The sequence below is a fragment of the Prosthecobacter sp. GW821-HT29F12 genome, from assembly GCF_058803405.1.
Window position 1 is genome coordinate 1,156,371 of record NZ_CM179517.1, and the last position, 17,259, is coordinate 1,173,629.

Below are 17,259 nucleotides of genomic sequence, written 5' to 3' on the forward strand. Positions count from 1 at the left end.
GGCGGCTTTCGTGCGGCCAAAATCCGGGCAGGAGACGATAGGAGATGGGGTAAACAGCCCATTTCGCAGCGCAAAGTCCTGCGTTTAGCTCAAGCCATGAACAAGCTGACCACCATCCTTGTCGCCGTGGACTTCTCCACGGGATCACGCACGGCCTATGAGCAGGCGGTACGCATCGCGGCGCTGCATGGGGCGAAGGTTCATGTGCTGCATGTGGTGGACTCCGCTGCGGTGGCAGCACTGGCGGAAAGCCGGGAGGAACCCTTTGAAACTCACGCCCGGGTGGCCACGGAAGGGGCGGGTGCTGCGCTGACCCACTGGCTGGCGCAATCTCCCGCAGCGGCCAATTATGAAGTCACCATCGCGCTGGGCACGCCGCTGCATGAGATCTTGGAGCATGCGCGCACGCTGAAGGCGGACCTCTTGGTGGCGGGCATCGCCGGGGCAGGGGACATGCCGGCAGGCGCGGGATCCATCTCCAGCAAGCTGGCGCGCAAGGTGCAGACGCCGGTGCTGCTGGTGCGCACGAATCATCCGCAGGCGTTTCGCAAGATCGTGGCCTGCATTGATTTCTCGGAGAATTCGCGCGCCGTGGTGGAGCAGGCGCACAGCCTGGCGCGCATGGACGGTGCCTCAGTGGACTTCGTGCATGTGTGGCAGGAGCCGTGGGTGGCCATGGCCTACCCCACGCCCTTTGCAGATCCGGGCGGCCCGGCGATGGTGTACACGCCGGAGGAGCGTGATGCCTGCATCCAGCGGCTGCGCACTGATCTGCATGAGTTTGTGGGCGTTGCGTCGCAGGGCATTGAATCCACCGAGGTGCTGCAGGAGTCATCCAGCCATGGCAACGGCATCGCCACGCATGCCAAGGAGGCGCAGGCGGACCTGATCATCATGGGTGGCAAGGGGCGCACCAATCTGCGCTACGTGCTCCTGGGTTCCACGGCGGAGCGTCTGCTGACGCTGCTGCCATGCTCCCTTCTTGTGGTGAAACTTCCCGTGGAAAAAATCTAACTTTATGAAAACCATCGTTGCCTTGGTCGATCTCTCCGACCTCACCTTCAAAGTACTCAAGCAGGCGCACGCGCTTGCCACCGCCTTCAACAGTGAGGTGATCATCCTCCATGTGCTGGGCAAGACGCCCGTGGTCATGGATGTGGGCATCGTCTCACCCGTGGTCATGGAGGATCCTTTGCCGACGGTGGTCAAGGAGCAGGCCGAACAGCTTCTGGAAATACGCGACTCGCTGATCAAGTTCGGCGTGCGCGCCCGCGTGGAGCAGCTGGCCGATGCCAAAGTGTCGGCGGTGCTGGCGGAGGCGAAGCGCCTGAACGCGGATCTGATCATCCTCGGGTCCCACCATCATAGCACGATCTATCACATGCTGGTGGGCAGCGTGGCCGCCGATGTCCTGAAACACGCACACTGCCCGGTGCTGGTGGTGCCGAGCGATGAGGATCTGCCGGAGAAGAAGTGACCGCGGCAGGGCCGGGGGCCTGAGCGCGGGGAATGCCTGGGCTTGCTGAAGAACCGTCGGCGAATCATCTGTCAGGAATTTGCACACTGCCCCTTTTGGGGATGGTGACGGGTGTCGCGGTTCTGAACAGGAACATGCGTGACACGGCCATTCTGTGCCATGGAAGGAGGGCCGATGACTGAGCAATTGTCAGCTTGACGGCTGGGAAAGTGCAGGCAGAAATGGGGAATGAGGACGTTTATTACTGTGGTTGCGGTTTTTTCTTTGGCGGTGTTTCTGAATGCCGCAGGTGTGATGGCTGAATTGACTACCCTGGACGGGAAGACCTACAAGCAGGTGAAGGTGGTGAAGGTGCTGCCGGTGGAGATCCGCATCATGCATGCGGACGGTTTTGCCACGATTCCGCTCTCGGCGCTGCCGCCGGAGATCCGGGTGAACTACGGCACCGCAGATGTGAATGCGGAGGCCATGGCTGCAGAGCAGAAGAAGCTGGGAAATCAGGCGGCTGCGGCGCTGGCGCGGCAGGAGAAGGAGGCGCAGCAATTTGCAGAGCTGACGCACCAGCCGCTGGCGCTGTGCCGTCAGGCGGTGGTGGTGCGGGACTGGTGCCTGGCCAATCCGGTGGGAGGTTCTTTGCAGGGGGTGATGCTGGACGCAGCAGGCCGCAATGATCAGCTGGCCCAGGCGATGAAGATCTTGAACACGCGCCCGGCGGAAGCGGCCCAAACGCCGCCCCCTACGGCGATGCCGCCTGCGGACGGCGTACCACCGGCCACGGTTCCGCCTGCGGGCGCTGCCGTGCCTCCAGTTTCGGCCATTCCGGGGTTCACACCGGGGGTGATCGAGCTGATCAGCGCGCGCTACACACTTCAAAACGACCAGCCTCGCAATGTGAAGAACCGCCTCGCAAAGCTGATCCCCAAGGGCACGATCACCGCGCCGGTGACGATCCAGGTGACGGATGCGCTGAGCGATGCCGCGCTGGATGAGGGCAATCTGACCCGCGGCGCAGCAGCGGTGGCGACCACCACGAACAACGGTGTGACCATCGGCGTGGCGCAAGTGGTGGTGCAGGGCCCGCAGCCGAACCTGCTGACGGTGGAATACATGTACAACGGGCAGCGCCTCAAGAAACAGGCGTCGGAGGGCACGCTGCTGGTGCTGCCGTGACGTGCTAGGCGGTCCGGCTATTTCTTGCCCTGGGGCGGGACATAGGTTTTGCCGTCGTAGCTGCCGCCCACCATGCCTTGCACGGACTTGAGCTGGTCGTTCATGGAGTTGTTCAGCGAGTCGCCGCTGGTCTGGGAGGCATCCAGGGCGCGGTTGGGGAGGGAGGTGGCTTCTTCCTCCGGCGCTGCTTGTGCAGGTGCGGGCTTGGGGGCGGGATCGAAGGTCTCTTTGATGAGCCACACGCCGCCACCCAGGGCGATGAGGATGAGGAAAAACGAGGTGCGGGTGGAGGAGGAATCGCTCACAAGGGTTGTCTGAACGGCGGGGCCTGCGTAAAGATTGCGGTTTCCAAGGCGAAAAATGGCGTAAGTTCCTCTCTGGCCTAATTTCCTTCTGTGTCTGCTCGTTCCCTTCATGAACTCTCGCATGCCCGACCCACACGTACAGGATGAAGCCGCCGTGCTGGTCAGGCGGGCGTTGGACCAGCATGAAAGCACGCTTATCGCCTACACAGCCAGCATCCTCGGTGGAGACATCGAGCGTGCGCGTGATGTCGTGCAGGACGCCATGCTCCGGCTCTACCTCTCCGAGCCCGACCGTGTGCGCGACAATCTCAAGTCCTGGCTCTTCACCGTGTGCCGAAACCGTGCCTTCGACATCCTGCGCAAGGAGCAGCGGCTGGACCTTGGCAACGACGAGGTCATCGACGCCGCGGCGGATCACGAGCCGGACCCATCCCAGACCGCGGGCATGCACGAACTCTATGCGCACATCTGGAGCTGCGTGGACCGCCTGCGGCCCAACCAGCGCGAGGTCGTACGGCTCAAATTTCAACACGACTGCTCCTATCAGGAAATCGCTGGCATCACCGGACTCAGCGTCGGGAATGTCGGCTTCATCATGCACCATGCGATCAAGAAACTCCGCGAACTGATGAGCACGGACATCAGCGAGGAATACACCCCCACCCATTCATGAATCCCCAGGACAATCCCCTCTTCACCGCCTACGCCCTCGGAGAACTCAGCGCCGAGGAGGCGCGTGAACTTCACGAACTGCTGGCCACCACGCCCTCTGCCGCTCACGAGCTTGAGCAGATCGAGGCCGTGACCGATGCCTTGCGCCAGGGCGCGCCCCTTTCTCTCGCGCGTCTCACGCATGAGCAGCGCCACGCCGTGCTGCATCCGGCCAACATGCCACGGCGCATCCAGCCGATGCTGCCACGCCAGCCTGCCAAGCGCACCTCACGTCAGGTCTTCTGGCCAATGATGGGCGCGGTGCTCAAGGTGGCGGCTGTCGTCACGCTCAGCGGCGCGGCCTTCCTGGCGGGCTGGATGTATGGCCCTGAGGTGAAATCCGCCGCGCAGATGGCCGGCACGCCCAAGGGCGATGCGCCTGCCAAGAAAGAGCTCAAGCCAGTGGCCCTGCCTGAGAAAGCCGCACCCGCGCCGATGGTGGCGACCAAGTCTGAACCCAAGGCAACCACGCCCGCTGCACCCGCCCCGGTGGCGAAAAAGCTGGTGGCCGAGGTCAAGCCTGTGCCTGCCCCTGCACCCGCACCTGTGGTGAAGGAAGTGGTGGTGGCTGCTGTCTCGCCAGTGAAGGAGAAGCCTGCCGCCCCGGTGGTGACTCCCAATCTGGGATTCACTCTCCCCGCCGGACACGGCACGTTTGTGAGCACGACGAAGCAGGCGGTGGATCAGTTCAGCCTGCACCCCGGGCAGATCAAGCCGCTGCCGCCCAAGCTCAAGGGGCAGGCTTTTGCCTCCCCGCAGCTCACGCCGAACAAGCCCGAGCCCAAGCCGGAGCGCGCGTCCAGTCTGTTCATTCACTCATGGAAGGCTGAAGTGGCCTCCTGCCCGTGGAATCCGGCGAACCGGCTCCTGCGCCTCGTGATCCAGCTGCCGGCAGATCAGGCTGCGGTGCTGGGTGCGGACGCCAGCTTCCCCCTGCAGGTGACCTTTGATAAGGCCAATGTGAAGCAGTTCCGCATGCTGTGTGAGCGGCATCTCGCGGCCACCGAGCTGCGCACCGCAGGCACCCATGTGCTGTGGTATGAGTTTCAGCCGAATGGCAGCGGTGAGATCCCGCGCGACAGCAGCCGACAGGTGGCCACCGTGATGCTGCCCAACGCACACTTCACCTCCCAGGCCGTGGGCCCCTTTGACAGCAGCAAGCTGCTGGTCATGGACCGTGGCTACTCCCTGCAGAATGCGCGTGAGGATTTTGTCTTCGAAACCTCCGTGGTGGGCTTTGGCCTGCTGCTGCGTGGCGCGGAGCAGCTGGGCGCGCTGAATCATGAGCTGGTGCTCAATCTGGCCAATCAGTCCAAAGGCGCAGACAGCAACGGCGAGCGCGGGCGGTTTATCCGCCTCGTGCAGGACGCCAAGCAGGCGGCCGGGCTGTAGGGATCTATTTGGACTGCGGCTGCGCAACCCTGAAAGGGTGCAGCTGCCGCTTTCGAGCGTCTCGTGGCGGGCGTGGGGTGCTGCGGCCTGCGAAGAATCACCGGCTGCCGCATTCGGGTATTTGATGGTATGCGTGAGCCGCCCGGCACGGCGAAAGCGGTGGCTGCGTTCGTTCCTCACTTCGCGACCGCAGTCCATATGGGAGGGCGGGCATGCGCGAGCTGGCCGGGCTGATTCGGTGGCGCTTGGGAGCAAGCGTGGCGGGGCTTCCGCTCCTGCCTTCGGCGTGGTCGCTCACGCGCTCTGCAGCAGCTTCCCACTGAAGCGGGTGCCGGGCGGGGCGTAGAGCTTGTGACCGAGGGCGAGGTAGCTTTCGCGCAGGTGGTCGCGGTGCTCGTTGATCACGTGCAGCCAGGGACTGCGCCGCACGGTGAAGGCGGGCTCTGAGGCGAGATTGCACAGATCCTGATCCCGGCCCAAAATGTGGCCGAGGCGTCGGGCGCGGCGGATGCGGCGCTCCGCACCGCGCAGGTGCGAGAGCACCAGCGTTTGAAAATACAGATCCTTCACGCGGTGCCGCCAGCGGTGCAGGGTGCGTTTGTCCTTGGTCTCGCAGGCCTGTTTCATGAGCTGGCGGCCTTTGCGGTAGCAGCGTGCGTGCTCTTCGAGGATCTGCTCTTCGGAAAGCGACTGGATGCAGGTGCTGTCGATGAGCTGGCCCACGGCGTAAAGCTGATGATGAAGATCCGAGGCAGGCGGGGCTTTGAGCGGCTGGCCGTGGAGCTGCGGGCGGTGCTTGGGCGCGAGATGGAAACGGCGCGTGAGCTTGTCGATGAGCTTGCTCTGCACCACGTATTCGCGATTGCCGGCGCAGGCGTTTTTCACGGCGCGCAGGTGCTGTCGCATGGCCTGCAGCGTGTGTTTTTCGATGCCCGGGTTTGCCAGACGGAGCAGGGCCATCATCTTCTTCACGCGCAGGCGCAGCTGGTGCGTGGCGCTCTCTTCATGGAGGGACATTCTGAGCACATCCTCCTGCGCGCGCTCGCAGAGCTGATGCAGCAAACGCTTCAACTTCCGGCCCGAAAGGCCCTCGGAGTCATGGCGTAGTCTCATGAGCGGGTATTCAGCCGAGAATCAGGGCGGACAGCAAGAAAGAGTTTTTCACATTCGTCAGCCAGCACTGGCAACAACTTCACCCAATCGCGGGGATTGTCTGAGCGACTCCAAGAACTCGAACCAGTGGGATTGTCGTCACATTGGGCATTTTTCCGGCCCGGGGAGGAGGAGATGGTGAAAACTTTCGTTGATTCGTGTGCCTCTGATGCCAGCGTGCATCCGTAACCTTTTTCCTAACCCCAATACTCCCCACCATGGCCAGCGAAGCAGTCCTCACCCTCACCGAAGCAAATTTTGAATCTGAAGTCACCTCCTCCACCGTGCCGGTGCTCGTGGATTTCTGGGCTGAATGGTGCGGCCCATGCCGCATGCTGGGACCGATCCTGGACGATCTGGCCAAGGAGCAGGGCGACAAGGTGAAGATCGGCAAGGTGAACGTGGACGAGTCCCCGAACCTGGCCACCCAGTTCAGCGTGCGCTCCATCCCGATGATGGTCTTCTTTAAGGACGGCAAGGCCGTGGAAACCGTCGTGGGCGTGCAGTCCAAAGACGCACTGACCAAGCGCCTTGCCGCGCTGGCGTGAGTGATGGTTGACTGAATCCTTTTGAAGCAGCCGCTGGATTGACTCCGGCGGCTGTTTTTTTGTGTCCGCACTGGGACGAAAGATTCCAGGGACGCGCCCAACGCGTCCCTACCAGCCTTTCGCCACCGCAAGGGAAGGTAGGGAACCGCTGCGCCGGGTCCGAAGCTTCGGGTCTGTCGCGTCGCAGGCGCTCAAAATGGTCCGCCGTCCTTGAAGCTGTGAGCAGCACGTCTTTCCCCCCGACGGCATGGCACTCCTTGAATGGCAAAGACACCGCCTAGCTTCCCAAAGCTCTCCCCGCTCCGCTTCCATCGGGCCGAACCGCACCCACAAAAAGCCGCCCCGTACTCCAGGGCGGCTTTCGTGTGAATGGAACTCAGACAGACCGCGCAGCCCAGGACTACTCGTCGCCAAACGAGATGCCGATGGCACGTGAAGCACGGACGATTTCGCTGTCTTTGCTGACGAGGCGGAGCTGATGCACGGCTTCCTCGATGGGCACATCGCCCACCTGATACTGCTGGTAGCTGACCATGCGGCCAAAGCTGCCCTGAGCGATGAGATCGACGGCCTTGGCACCGAAGCGGACGCCGAGGATGCGATCCAGCGCCGTGGGGGCGCCACCACGCTGAAGATGGCCGAGCGTGCAGGAGCGCGTCTCCTTGCCGGTGTCTTTTTCGATCTGCCGCGCCACGTATTCGCCGATGCCACCCAGGCGGTCTTCGCCTTTGGCGCCGACTTTTTCCTTGGTAAGGAGCTCGCCGGTTTCCATGCGTGCGCCTTCAGCGACGACGACGAGGGTGCTGTGGCGGCCTGCGGCATCGCGTTTGCGAATGGCCTTGGCCACGTGCTCGAGGTGGAAGGGAATTTCTGGCAGCAGGATCACATCCGCGCCGCCGGCCATGCCGCCGTACAGGGCGATCCAGCCTGCGTGGCGTCCCATGACTTCCAGCACGATCACGCGCTTGTGGCTTTCTGCGGTGGTGTGCAGGCGGTCCAGCGCATCCACCACGGTGGCCACGGCGGAATCAAAGCCGAAGGAGGTGGCGGTGGCCTGGATGTCGTTGTCGATGGTCTTCGGCACGCCGATGATCGGAATGCCCATCTGGTACAACTGCAGGCCGGTGGTGAGGCTGCCGTCTCCGCCGACGACGATCAGCGCGCCGACTTCGAGGTGGCGCAGGGTGTTCTTGGCTTTCTCGACGATTTCCACGGGCACCTGGGACACATTGCCCTCGCCGACTTTGGCGACGAAGTGGCCTTTGTTGGTGGTGCCGAGAATCGTGCCACCGAGCTTCATGATGCCGATGGTTTTTTCCGGATTGAGCATCATGTAGTCGCCCGGAGGGAGGAGGCCTTCAAAGCCATCACGGAAGCCCACGACTTCCCAGCCGAGGGTGGTGGCGGCGCCGACGACGCCATGGATCACTGCATTGAGTCCGGGGCAGTCGCCGCCGCTGTTGAGAATACCGATGCGCATAAAATGAAAAGGGTGAAAGGGGATGAGTTGTAAAGACGGGACGGAAAGGCGTCCGCAAAAATTCAGAATTGATCCAGCATCTGGCGCTTGTCCGTGATGGGACGGCCTGCGGCCAGCCAGCGGTCATAGGCGGCCCAGCCCTGGTGCAGCAGCGTGCGTGCCTCATCAAAGGGGCTGGCAGAACCGAGCACGACGACGACCATGCGGTGACGGTAGATGAGGCTGGAGTTGTCCGCCTGCACCTGCACCGTCGGGGACTTCTCAGCGGAGATGACCACGCAGCCGCCGGAACGCGGGGTGTTGCCGGTTTTGACGCCGTCGATGCGATCCACGCCGAGCAGCACATTGGTGTTGTTCAGCGCCATGGTGAGCTGCTGCCCGCCGCGATAGATGGTGATGCTGCGGCTGGTCTGATTGGTGTAAAAACGCATGGCCGGCCGTGAGACGGCGTAGATGGCCAGGCGTGCGATGTCCGCTGCGCAGGAATAGGGCAGGGGGCGGGAGTTTTCCAGGCCGTGGGGATTGGTGAAGCGGGTGGCGCGTGCGCCTTCGCGCTTGGCCAGCTGGTTCATCTGCTTGACGAACTCCTCCATGGGATGTCCGGCGCGGACGAGGCGTGCGAGGTGGTCCTTCCCGACGAAGTCGCCGAGGGTGATGGCGGCGACGTCGTCGCTGCTCATCATGGTGGCGTAGATGAGGTCACGCAGTGTCACCTGGTCTCCGGCCTGCAGGCCGATGCTGCTGGCACCCGTCATCTGGAAGGCGTAGGCAGGGACGGTGGCCAGCACGCCGACGCCGACCTTGGAGGCCTCCGCCCAGTCAAGCGTGACCATGGCCGTGGCGATCTTGGCGAGTCCGCCGACGGGCCGCTTTGACTGCGCGTCTGCGGCGACGTGAACTTTTTTGTTGAAGGCATCGACGACCAACACGGCTGACTGCGCCTGCAGGGCAGCACCACCGGTGACGAACGAGAGACAGATGCCAAGGATCAATGCGCGGGAGCTTAACCACGCCATGCTGGGGGAAAACATAGACGTGTGATGTTTAGCTGTATGAACCATTATCGCAACCGTGGATTTCCCCCGATCATTTTCTAATTTGACGCTGGCGCAGGTGAAATTCATGCTCCGCCCCTCCCATGGCAACACCCCAGCAGCAGGCTCTCGCTCTCATCCAGACCTATTACACCACCTTCAATTCCGGCGACCGTGAGGCATTCCTGGCCCTGCTGACTGATGACGTGGTGCACGACATCAACCAAGGTGGCGCAGAGACCGGTCGCGCAGCGTTCCGCACCTTCCTTGAGCGCATGGACCGCTGCTACCGTGAGCAGGTGTGTGATCTCGTGGTATTTGCCAATGAAGACGGCACCCGCGGTGCGGCGGAGTTTGACATCGAAGGCGAATACCTCTCCACCGATGAAGGCCTGCCCCCTGCCACAGGCCAGCGCTACCGCCTGCGCGTGGGCGCCTTCTTTGATCTCCAAGACGGCAAAGTCCGCCGCGTGACCAACTACTACAACCTGAAAGAGTGGCTGCGCCAGGTGGGGGCTTAGGACGGAGGCTATAGAAAAGGCGGAAAGTGATAAGGCAGCAGCTCACGATGGAACGAAGGACTCCACGGACGCGCGCAGCCCATCCCTACCATCCAGAGCAGCGCGTTGCCGCAGGGCTGGTAGGGAACCGCTGCGCCGGGTCCGAAGCTTCGGGTCTATGGCGTCGCAGGCGCTCAAAAAGGTTCGCCGTCCTTTAAACGTTGGAAAGGCAGGCGATGTGGGCTGTTGCCACGATGCTTTGCGGGTGTGGTGAAATACCACACTCGGTGCAAAACCACCCAGCATCGCAGCCTCTCCTCCAGAACGTGCGCACAAAAAAAGGGGGGATCATCTTGATCCCCCCTTGGTTTGATAATGTGCAGCGATTGCGAGCGGTGGAGGAATCTGGCTGATCCCTCTCCTGTCGAATGCCGAGTGTTACTTACTTGTTGTCGAAGAACGACGACTCTTCGCGGTCGCCCACTTTCAGGTAACGGTAATACACTTCAAGCTGAAGGGTGCAGAGGCACTGGCGGTAGATGGGGTCTGCGGCATCACCGGCGGGCCAGTTCGGACGGCCGGCCTTGAAGGCACCGTCAGACTGCTGGGCTCCGAGGATCTGCGGGAGGAACTGCTGGTTGTAGAACTTCCAGTCGTCACCGCCCTGCTGGAAGAAGGTCTGGGTGTAGTAGTACCAGCAGTAGAGATTGCAGTTTTTGTTCCAGTCGAGAGGCTCGGCGGTGAGGAAGTCGCGCAGGAATTTGATGCCCTTCTTGATCGCGGTGGTCTTGCCCTTGGCCATGGTCTGGAGGCCGAGGATGCCGACGCCGGAAAGGCTCCACTGATTGTAGTGGGCGTCACGATTCGGGCCGCCGAAGCCGCCGTCCTTGGTCTGCATGGTTTCGAGGTAGTCGGTCATCTTGCCGATGCAGCTGTGCAGGCCGTCGATCTTCAGACCGGTGTTCTTGGCGGCTTTGAGCGCCTGGAACTGCCAGCCCACCACGGAAAGGTCAGCGCCGCCGGCCTTGTTGTAGACGATCTGCTCCTTGCCGCCGTAGGCCCAGGCACCTTTCGGGGTCTGGTTTTCGATGATGACTTTGACGCCTTTTTCGAAGGCTTCGCGCATGCCGGGGAGGCTCTTGCTGCCGAGACGGGCGAGGGTGTACATTTCGCCCAGAGCGTAGGTGGCGATGCCGTGCTCGTAGGTGCCTGCGCCGCCTTTGCCGCCGGCGGCTTCGCCCTTCCAGCCTGTTTCAGAGAAGATGCCGTAGGGGTTCTTTTTGCCGGCTTCGATGAGGAACATGATGCCCTTCATGACGTTTTCGCCGTAGAAGGGGGACTCCGGTGTTTCGCAGCGGCCGAGGAAGCAGAGCAATGCCAGGCCGGTGTAGGCGCACCTGTTGCTTTTGCCCCAGGAGCCGTCGGCATTCTGCTTGGTCTTGAGCCATTCGAGGGAGGCGCTCACAGCAGCCTCACACTCAGGGGAGCCGCCGTTTTGACGGAGCTTCTCAAGTCGTTCCTGCGTGGAGCAGCGGCTGCGCATGGAGGGTGGCAGGGTGACGAAGCCGCCTGCGGCTCCGAGGCCCTGGCCTTTGCCAAAGCCGCCTCCGGCTCCGCCCATGCCGAAACCACCGGCACCGCCAAGGGCGCCGCCGCCCATCATCGCGCTGACGTCGGGCATGTCCAGAGAGTCTGGGGGAGCTTCAGGCAGGGTGATGGCCGAATTGGTGCTGGCGCTGACCAGCTTCTTCATCGGCATGGTCTTGTTGATGGAGGAGCGCTTCTTCTGCTGCACTTTGTGCTGCAGATCGGCACTGGCCTTGGCGCCCTGCGCGGTGCCGCCACCGGGGAGGAAGTCCACCTGCTTGTCCATGACACCGCTCTGGAAAACGATGAACAGGGCGAGCACGCCGAGACCGGCATGGATCAAGATACTGAGAAGAAGGGAGCTGGCACCGGCCTTGAGCCAGAGCTGCACAAACTTGTTTGGCGGCTTGCCCACTTCAATGTGGGTGAGTGCTGGTGGGTGATAGATCTGGCCTTCGACATGCTCGGCCACCACGGCGGCTTCACCGGCATCGTCGGTCGGAGCAGCGGCTGCCACGGGCACGGCCACGCTCGGTGCGGGCATCACGGGAGCACCGGAGGGGGAAGGCATGGAAGGAGCCACGGCGGCAGGCACGGGCATGGCCACGGGGACGGCGGCGCTGGCGGGCTTGGGGGCTGCAGCCGGGGCAGGCGCTGGAGCAGCGGTGGGAACGGCACCGGTGGAAGGTGCAGGCGGCGGCATCATGGCCGGCATGGGCATCTGCGGCATGTAGCCGGGCGGATAGCCAGGCATCTGAGGCGGGTAGCCCTGCGGCATGGGGTAGCCTGGGGGATAACCCGGCATCTGCGGCGGGTAACCCTGCGGCGCTGGATAACCCTGAGGATAGCCGGGCATCTGCGGCGGATAACCCTGCGGCATCGGGTAGCCAGGGGGATAACCCTGCGGCGGTGGGTAGCCCTGAGGATAACCCTGCGGCGGCGGATAGCCCTGGGGATAACCCTGCGGCAGCGGCTGTGTGACACCCGGAGGTGGTGGCGGCTGCTGCGGATTCTGAGGATTCTGCGGGTTACCAGGCTGCGACGGATTCATTTCAATAAAAACTGTTGATGCACATGTATATACACGGTGGCCAGCGCTTCCGACAAGATGAATTTACAGGTCGCATGAACGAACTGGGAGGGCGCGCTGAAGAGGAAACGCTCCGGGTGGCCGATTCTTAGCCGCCAAGACCGCCCATAGGCTCCGCTTGAAGCCGCTGAAGGATGCCCACCGGAACGCGAATTGTCATTTGCACGACGGGCCTCTTCCGATAGGATGCCGCACCCCGTATCACATGAAAACCGCCTCGTTCATCCTCTGCGCCGCCGCCCTCGTCCTCGCCTCCACTTCCTGTGGAAAGCACTCCTGGAAGGAAACCCAGGTGCTGCATGAGAACATGCACAAGGCGCACGACGAAGGCCATGGCGAATCCCACGCCAAGGAAGCCGAGCACGGCGAAAAGAAGGCGCACTAAGACTCCCGCATGCGACGCTACGCCTTCATCGGGCTGCTTGCACTGGTGATCGTGGCGACCAGTTGTGTGATGCTTCGCACCTGCTGGGCACGCATCGCTCCTGCCATCGCCTCCACCGGTGGCAAATCCCTGAACATCCGGCTGCCGGATGCCGGGAAGACGCACCTGCAAAAGGACAAACGCTGGGCGGCGGATCAGCTCGGCACCTCCACCGGCACGCTGGGCAGCCACGGCTGCCTCGTCTCCAGCGTGGCCATGGCCTGCTCAGACCTCGGCGTGGAGCTCACGCCCAAGGAACTCAACGAGCGCCTGAAAAAAGCCGACGGCTTCCTCCCCCAGGGCTGGGTGGTGTGGAACGCCATCCCCCGCGTAACCGACAAAAAACTCGCCGCCGAATACCACCCCGCCGCCAGTCACAAGGTGATGGACGCGGCCCTGGAAGCCGGCGCCTACCCCGTGGTCAAATACTTCCTCCTCGGCGGCATCCAGCACTGGTGCGTCATCGTCGGCAAAGACGGCCTCGAATACCTCGCCCGCGATCCCCTGCGGGATGACAAGGAACCCGTGAAACTCTCCGAACTGACCGCCAAAGTCTACGCCGTCCGCGTGATCCGGCGGGCGGAGTGAGGTTTGGAGATGGGGAGAAGGGTGATCTGAAGGGCGCGCTTCAGCTAATGGCAAGAGGGCAGACTTCAACGGGGGTGAGTCTCTCTCCGGCCACGCTGAAGGAGCAGACTTCAACGATTTCAACTATTTCAACGGGGGGTGGTGAGAAAACACGCGAGCGCCCGCTCCTGCAGGATTCCATCCTCGCGGGCTGACTCGACTCCACTCGCTGAGTCTGAGCGAGCGCTGCGGGATCGCCTGAGAGCGGCTTTCATGCGGGGGCTCTGTGCCGCTGCTTTGGCGAGGGGGCGGACATATCCAGCCTCAATGAGACTCTCGAATGCTGCCGTATCTCAAGCTGGAGGCCCGCTTGCAGGCCTGCAGGTAGGACAGGGGAAAAACTTTCACCTTTGACCCACTCCTCAGAGAGGCTGGATGAGACAGGCCGGTGCTCCTCAGGCTGTCTGTCCTGCTGTCCTGAATGGCGTTGGTTAACGGGGACCTTTTGGAATGGAGCGCCGCAGGTCAAAGACTCTTGGAGCGCGGACTTCCAGTCCGCAGCACGCCGCGTGAGCCCATGTCTCCGCACTTCTCCTCAGTTTCTCAGGATCCAACGTGCCATCCCGCTTGCCACACACACAGCGTGAATCACTTGTTTTTCTGCGTGTCCGACCTGCTGCGGACTGAAGTTCCGCGCTCCTAGGAAGCCTCCTTGGCGCTCGATGCCGCGACGCCTGCCCCCTGAACCCAAGGCCATTCCATCACCTCCTCAAAGCTCCCCAAGGCATGACCCGCCGCCGTGTGCTGGCAGACACACCACCCCCCGTTGAAATCGTTGAAATCGTTGAAGTCTGACCATCGAGGGGTGCTCTCCACCGTAGTGCAAGCCCCCGGCTTGCCGGGAATGGAACGGCCCGTGGGCGCAGCGGATTTTTTGGAGTGCGGCACGCGAAGCTGCCGCTTTCGAACGTCTCGTGGCATGCGCGAGAGGAGCGGCTTGCGAGCGCCGGGCAGTGTGCGGCTTCGTGTGCCTTGGGGTAAGCGTACGCCAGCCGGCCTGCGGAAAGCGGTAGCTTCGCTCGTTCCTCGCTGCGCGACCGCACTCCAGATGAGCGGGGCGGCGGCGATTGTGCAGTTACTTAGGGAACCGCAGGCTGTTCCACTCGCTTCAAGTGGGGATAAAGATCGGCGGCTTTGAAGGCGAGAGCTTTGCGCAGGCCTTGGTAAAGCAGATGGGCGCAAAACACGCTCATGACCGTCACAGGCCGCCAATCCCAGAGCCTGTCCTGGACGGCCGAGAGAAAGATCTGGATCTCCGGCTGCTCAAAAACCCACTGCAGCAGGAAGATGGCGCAGACAGGGCGGATGATGAGCCTCTTGTCCGGACGACGTCCGGCTTCTTCGTCCTCAGCGATCGGGTCAGCGCACAGCGCTGGAAGCATTGAGACGAAGGCGAGCAGGACGATGAGGATCAGCAAATAGTCGGTGGTCGCCTGCAAAGCGAGCGTCAGAAAGACGGACATGATCAGCATCGGAGTCGCGATGGCAGCCAAAATTTTGGCGGATCGGAGGGCGGTGAAGCGGTTCATAGGCGGGAGGGCGTGTTGAACGAGTGCTCTGGGAAACGCGGCGTGAGCCATGGGCTCAGCGCGTTTTCTATTTTCGACATTCTTGCGGGTTGCTCCTCATGTGTCGAGTTCCGAATCCTACGGCCCTTTCAAACTGAATCCGAAACGGACAAGTTTGCGCAAGCGTTGCCAGACGAGCGTTTTTGGAAAGGGTGTGAGCGGCAGGGCTCACCGGCGGCTGGGAAGAAGGATTCCACGGACGCGCACAAACGCGTCCTTACCAGCCCTGGGTGTCCTGCGCGGAGGGTAGGGACGCGCTGCTGTCGCGTCCGTGATTTCGGGTCTATGGCGTCGCGGGCGATCAACAAAGGTGCGCCGTCCACAAGGCGGTGAAAGGCACCACACATGGGCCTCGCGATGCGTGGCAGCATCAAGCCCACGGCACGGCGGCGTCGACCGCGAAAAACGATTCGGTGCGGGTGATAAGGCGGATGGAGTGAGAATGCTCAGCGCGTCCGCCACGAGCACACATTGTCCTCCCACGTCTTGGGATCTCGGTCCGGGCCGGAGGAGTAGAGGATGATCTCTGTGGCAAACATGGCCGGTATGTTCTCCCCCCTTGGCTCGGGATTGGCGACCTTGCCGTCCTTGTTGGTGTCGAGAGTGATGTAGTAAGGCTCGCCCCAAGGATCGCTGAGCACCCATTCACCGCCGTCCTGCCAGAGGCCGAATTTGCGGTCCTTGGCGGCGGGGAAGTCGATGAATTTGATCGTTGTGGGATTGAGGGTGGCATTGCTTCCGTTGAGCGCCGTCAGCATCGGCCCCCGGGTGCGAATGGAGACATCGGGACCGTGCCAGTCAGCTTCCGGGATGGGATAGTGCCCGTAGTCCAATTCATAGGACGAAAGCGCCATTCGGATGTCTTTGATGACGATTTGTGGCAGGGGCAGTTTGTGCGCGTTTTGGGTGACGTAATGGATGCCCCAGAGCATGAGGCCCCCGGCGGTGACTCCCAGGATGACGAGGTTTCTAACGCAGCCGTTTTTCTTGAGATTGAGCGGATCATGGTGGCGCGTGGTGGATTGGCTCATGGCTTTGTTTTTACCTGAGGGGGCAGTCCTCTGTCGAGTTCTGAATGGATGGCCGACATCTCCACTGCACTTAATGCGAGGATCGACTCAATGCGGGGGACTCTAAAGTGGAGTGACGGAATGCTCAGTGTGCTTGCCACGAGCACTCATTGTCCTTCCACGTCTTGGGATCGCGATCTGGGCCGGAGGAGTAGATGAGCACCTTAACAGGCAGCGTCGCAGGCGGCGGAAGAATCCGGCATCGCTTCGCGTATTCGGCGTCCGACTGATCCGCGCCAAACTCGGGGTTGGCGAGGCTGCCGTCGCCGTTCGTGTCGAGGACGATGTAGTAGGGCTCGCCCCAAAGATCGCTGATCACCCACTCCGCGCCGTCTTGCCAGAGACCGTTTTTGTGAGCCACGGCGTTGGGGAATTCGATGAATTTGATGTCTTTGGGATTGAGCGTGGCGTTCTGCCCCAGAAGCGCCGGCACAATGAGGCCGCGCGTGCGGAGCGAAACATCGGGACCATGCCAGGCGGATTTCGGGATGGGAAAGTGCGCGGAATCCATTTCAAACGCGGTGATGCCGATCTGCAGGTGTTTGATGGCCACTGCCGTGGACGATGCCGTCGTTCCGTAGATGAATTTCATGCACGAGGTCAGCCCCGGCAAAGCCACCAGCATGAGGCCGAGCATGACCACGCACCTGCGGCAGTCGTTCTTTTTCGAATCGCGCGCTTCATGGCAGGGTGTGGTAGATTTGCGCATGGCGCAGTTATATTTCACCATAACCTGCGCTGTCGAGCATTGAATCAAAGCTGGCGTCCCGTTGTTTTAGGGGCACGTGCTACCTCGTAAACCCAGGAGGCATATTATCCTCCCACGTCGCAGGATCTCCATCAGGCCCGGCGGAGAAGATGGCGATGCGGGTGGAGAGTTCCTTCTGCGTTGCGCCGGGCTTCGGCGGCACAGTCATGAGTTCGGGATTGGGGACTTTGCCGTCGTTGTTGAAGTCGCAGAGGATGTAGTAGAGGGAGCCCCAGCCGTCTTTGTTCGGTGTGGCGATGCTCCAAGGCATGTCGATCTTTTGCACCATGGCGTCATCGAATTTCCAGTCCGTGCGAAGGGAACCAAGCAGAAGTGCAACGAAGCTTTGCAACGCCCCTCACCCAGCCTCTCCCCG

18 protein-coding genes are annotated in these 17,259 nt (G+C 62.2%); 9 read left to right on the forward strand and 9 right to left on the reverse strand.

Annotation, left to right across the window (positions count from 1 at the left end; all coding sequences use genetic code 11):
* The first annotated feature begins 96 nt into the window (after positions 1-96).
* The 3 genes from AC3RLQ_RS04785 (at position 97) to AC3RLQ_RS04795 (ending at position 2,647) form a co-directional block, all read left to right on the forward strand.
* A complete protein-coding gene (locus AC3RLQ_RS04785; RefSeq protein WP_493034840.1) occupies positions 97-1,014 on the forward strand; it encodes a universal stress protein in 918 nt (305 codons plus the stop codon).
* Between the two features lie 4 nt (positions 1,015-1,018).
* Entirely contained in the window at positions 1,019-1,477 is a 459-nt protein-coding gene (locus AC3RLQ_RS04790) for a universal stress protein (RefSeq protein ID WP_493034842.1), read from the forward strand.
* Between the two features lie 294 nt (positions 1,478-1,771).
* Positions 1,772-2,647: a hypothetical protein gene (locus tag AC3RLQ_RS04795; RefSeq protein WP_493034844.1), complete on the forward strand. Its 876-nt coding sequence runs from the start codon at positions 1,772-1,774 to the stop codon at positions 2,645-2,647.
* Between the two features lie 17 nt (positions 2,648-2,664).
* Here the strand turns inward: AC3RLQ_RS04795 and AC3RLQ_RS04800 are convergent, their stop codons facing one another.
* Positions 2,665-2,952, reverse strand: a complete 288-nt coding sequence (locus tag AC3RLQ_RS04800; protein ID WP_493034847.1) for a hypothetical protein — start codon at positions 2,950-2,952, stop codon at positions 2,665-2,667.
* A 121-nt stretch (positions 2,953-3,073) separates the two neighbouring features.
* On the opposite strand from AC3RLQ_RS04800, the gene AC3RLQ_RS04805 reads away from it, so the two are divergent.
* Both AC3RLQ_RS04805 and AC3RLQ_RS04810 read left to right on the forward strand, forming a co-directional pair.
* Positions 3,074-3,625, forward strand: coding sequence for an RNA polymerase sigma factor (locus tag AC3RLQ_RS04805; RefSeq protein WP_461524772.1), 552 nt, complete (start codon positions 3,074-3,076; stop codon positions 3,623-3,625).
* Positions 3,622-5,055, forward strand: a complete 1,434-nt coding sequence (locus tag AC3RLQ_RS04810) for a YfbK domain-containing protein (RefSeq protein WP_493034850.1) — start codon at positions 3,622-3,624, stop codon at positions 5,053-5,055. The genes AC3RLQ_RS04805 and AC3RLQ_RS04810 overlap by 4 nt, the downstream gene beginning before the upstream one ends.
* A gap of 294 nt (positions 5,056-5,349) precedes the next feature.
* On the opposite strand, the gene AC3RLQ_RS04815 is transcribed toward AC3RLQ_RS04810, so the two are convergent.
* Positions 5,350-6,168 carry a CHAD domain-containing protein gene (locus AC3RLQ_RS04815; RefSeq protein WP_493034851.1) on the reverse strand — a complete coding sequence of 273 codons (819 nt, stop codon included), beginning with the start codon at positions 6,166-6,168 and terminating at the stop codon, positions 5,350-5,352.
* 257 nt (positions 6,169-6,425) lie between these two features.
* On the opposite strand from AC3RLQ_RS04815, the gene trxA reads away from it, so the two are divergent.
* Positions 6,426-6,755: a thioredoxin gene (trxA, locus tag AC3RLQ_RS04820; protein ID WP_397383109.1), complete on the forward strand. Its 330-nt coding sequence runs from the start codon at positions 6,426-6,428 to the stop codon at positions 6,753-6,755.
* A gap of 400 nt (positions 6,756-7,155) precedes the next feature.
* On the opposite strand, the gene AC3RLQ_RS04825 is transcribed toward trxA, so the two are convergent.
* On the reverse strand, positions 7,156-8,235 hold the full coding sequence (locus tag AC3RLQ_RS04825; protein WP_493034855.1) for a 6-phosphofructokinase: 1,080 nt from the start codon (positions 8,233-8,235) through the stop codon (positions 7,156-7,158).
* A gap of 62 nt (positions 8,236-8,297) precedes the next feature.
* On the reverse strand, positions 8,298-9,266 hold the full coding sequence (locus AC3RLQ_RS04830) for a D-alanyl-D-alanine carboxypeptidase family protein (RefSeq protein WP_493034858.1): 969 nt from the start codon (positions 9,264-9,266) through the stop codon (positions 8,298-8,300).
* 107 nt (positions 9,267-9,373) lie between these two features.
* Between AC3RLQ_RS04830 and AC3RLQ_RS04835 the strand changes: the two genes are divergently transcribed.
* Positions 9,374-9,790, forward strand: a complete 417-nt coding sequence (locus tag AC3RLQ_RS04835; RefSeq protein ID WP_493034860.1) for a ketosteroid isomerase-related protein — start codon at positions 9,374-9,376, stop codon at positions 9,788-9,790.
* A gap of 421 nt (positions 9,791-10,211) precedes the next feature.
* Here AC3RLQ_RS04835 and AC3RLQ_RS04840 read toward each other — a convergent pair whose 3' ends face one another.
* The gene (locus AC3RLQ_RS04840; RefSeq protein WP_493034862.1) at positions 10,212-12,407 is read right to left on the reverse strand and encodes a prenyltransferase/squalene oxidase repeat-containing protein; all 2,196 of its coding nucleotides are present in this window, start codon (positions 12,405-12,407) and stop codon (positions 10,212-10,214) included.
* Positions 12,408-12,651: 244 nt separating this feature from the next.
* Between AC3RLQ_RS04840 and AC3RLQ_RS04845 the strand changes: the two genes are divergently transcribed.
* Positions 12,652-12,831, forward strand: a complete 180-nt coding sequence (locus AC3RLQ_RS04845; RefSeq protein WP_493034864.1) for a hypothetical protein — start codon at positions 12,652-12,654, stop codon at positions 12,829-12,831.
* A 9-nt stretch (positions 12,832-12,840) separates the two neighbouring features.
* A complete protein-coding gene (locus AC3RLQ_RS04850) occupies positions 12,841-13,458 on the forward strand; it encodes a cysteine peptidase family C39 domain-containing protein (protein ID WP_493034866.1) in 618 nt (205 codons plus the stop codon).
* Positions 13,459-14,576: 1,118 nt separating this feature from the next.
* Here AC3RLQ_RS04850 and AC3RLQ_RS04855 read toward each other — a convergent pair.
* The 4 genes from AC3RLQ_RS04855 to AC3RLQ_RS04870 form a co-directional block, all read right to left on the reverse strand.
* Complete coding sequence (locus AC3RLQ_RS04855) at positions 14,577-15,026, reverse strand: hypothetical protein (RefSeq protein ID WP_493034867.1); 450 nt, start codon at positions 15,024-15,026, stop codon at positions 14,577-14,579.
* A 485-nt stretch (positions 15,027-15,511) separates the two neighbouring features.
* Positions 15,512-16,096: a hypothetical protein gene (locus AC3RLQ_RS04860; RefSeq protein WP_493034869.1), complete on the reverse strand. Its 585-nt coding sequence runs from the start codon at positions 16,094-16,096 to the stop codon at positions 15,512-15,514.
* A 124-nt stretch (positions 16,097-16,220) separates the two neighbouring features.
* Positions 16,221-16,844: a hypothetical protein gene (locus AC3RLQ_RS04865; protein ID WP_493034871.1), complete on the reverse strand. Its 624-nt coding sequence runs from the start codon at positions 16,842-16,844 to the stop codon at positions 16,221-16,223.
* Positions 16,845-16,923: 79 nt separating this feature from the next.
* Entirely contained in the window at positions 16,924-17,172 is a 249-nt protein-coding gene (locus AC3RLQ_RS04870; RefSeq protein ID WP_493034873.1) for a hypothetical protein, read from the reverse strand.
* Between the last annotated feature and the right edge of the window lie 87 nt (positions 17,173-17,259).

Excerpts from the sequence above, each read along its gene's own strand:
- AC3RLQ_RS04790 (WP_493034842.1), top strand. The coding sequence starts at position 1,019 with ATGAAAACCATCGTTGCCTTGGTCGATCTCTCCGACCTCACCTTCAAA.
- AC3RLQ_RS04840 (WP_493034862.1), bottom strand. The coding sequence starts at position 12,407 with ATGAATCCGTCGCAGCCTGGTAACCCGCAGAATCCTCAGAATCCGCAG.
- AC3RLQ_RS04785 (WP_493034840.1), top strand. The coding sequence starts at position 97 with ATGAACAAGCTGACCACCATCCTTGTCGCCGTGGACTTCTCCACGGGA.
- AC3RLQ_RS04815 (WP_493034851.1), bottom strand. The coding sequence starts at position 6,168 with ATGAGACTACGCCATGACTCCGAGGGCCTTTCGGGCCGGAAGTTGAAG.
- AC3RLQ_RS04825 (WP_493034855.1), bottom strand. The coding sequence starts at position 8,235 with ATGCGCATCGGTATTCTCAACAGCGGCGGCGACTGCCCCGGACTCAAT.
- AC3RLQ_RS04870 (WP_493034873.1), bottom strand. The coding sequence starts at position 17,172 with ATGGTGCAAAAGATCGACATGCCTTGGAGCATCGCCACACCGAACAAA.
- AC3RLQ_RS04810 (WP_493034850.1), top strand. The coding sequence starts at position 3,622 with ATGAATCCCCAGGACAATCCCCTCTTCACCGCCTACGCCCTCGGAGAA.
- AC3RLQ_RS04845 (WP_493034864.1), top strand. The coding sequence starts at position 12,652 with ATGAAAACCGCCTCGTTCATCCTCTGCGCCGCCGCCCTCGTCCTCGCC.
- AC3RLQ_RS04830 (WP_493034858.1), bottom strand. The coding sequence starts at position 9,266 with ATGTTTTCCCCCAGCATGGCGTGGTTAAGCTCCCGCGCATTGATCCTT.
- AC3RLQ_RS04835 (WP_493034860.1), top strand. The coding sequence starts at position 9,374 with ATGGCAACACCCCAGCAGCAGGCTCTCGCTCTCATCCAGACCTATTAC.
- AC3RLQ_RS04805 (WP_461524772.1), top strand. The coding sequence starts at position 3,074 with ATGCCCGACCCACACGTACAGGATGAAGCCGCCGTGCTGGTCAGGCGG.
- AC3RLQ_RS04795 (WP_493034844.1), top strand. The coding sequence starts at position 1,772 with ATGGCTGAATTGACTACCCTGGACGGGAAGACCTACAAGCAGGTGAAG.
- AC3RLQ_RS04865 (WP_493034871.1), bottom strand. The coding sequence starts at position 16,844 with ATGCGCAAATCTACCACACCCTGCCATGAAGCGCGCGATTCGAAAAAG.
- trxA (WP_397383109.1), top strand. The coding sequence starts at position 6,426 with ATGGCCAGCGAAGCAGTCCTCACCCTCACCGAAGCAAATTTTGAATCT.
- AC3RLQ_RS04860 (WP_493034869.1), bottom strand. The coding sequence starts at position 16,096 with ATGAGCCAATCCACCACGCGCCACCATGATCCGCTCAATCTCAAGAAA.
- AC3RLQ_RS04850 (WP_493034866.1), top strand. The coding sequence starts at position 12,841 with ATGCGACGCTACGCCTTCATCGGGCTGCTTGCACTGGTGATCGTGGCG.
- AC3RLQ_RS04855 (WP_493034867.1), bottom strand. The coding sequence starts at position 15,026 with ATGAACCGCTTCACCGCCCTCCGATCCGCCAAAATTTTGGCTGCCATC.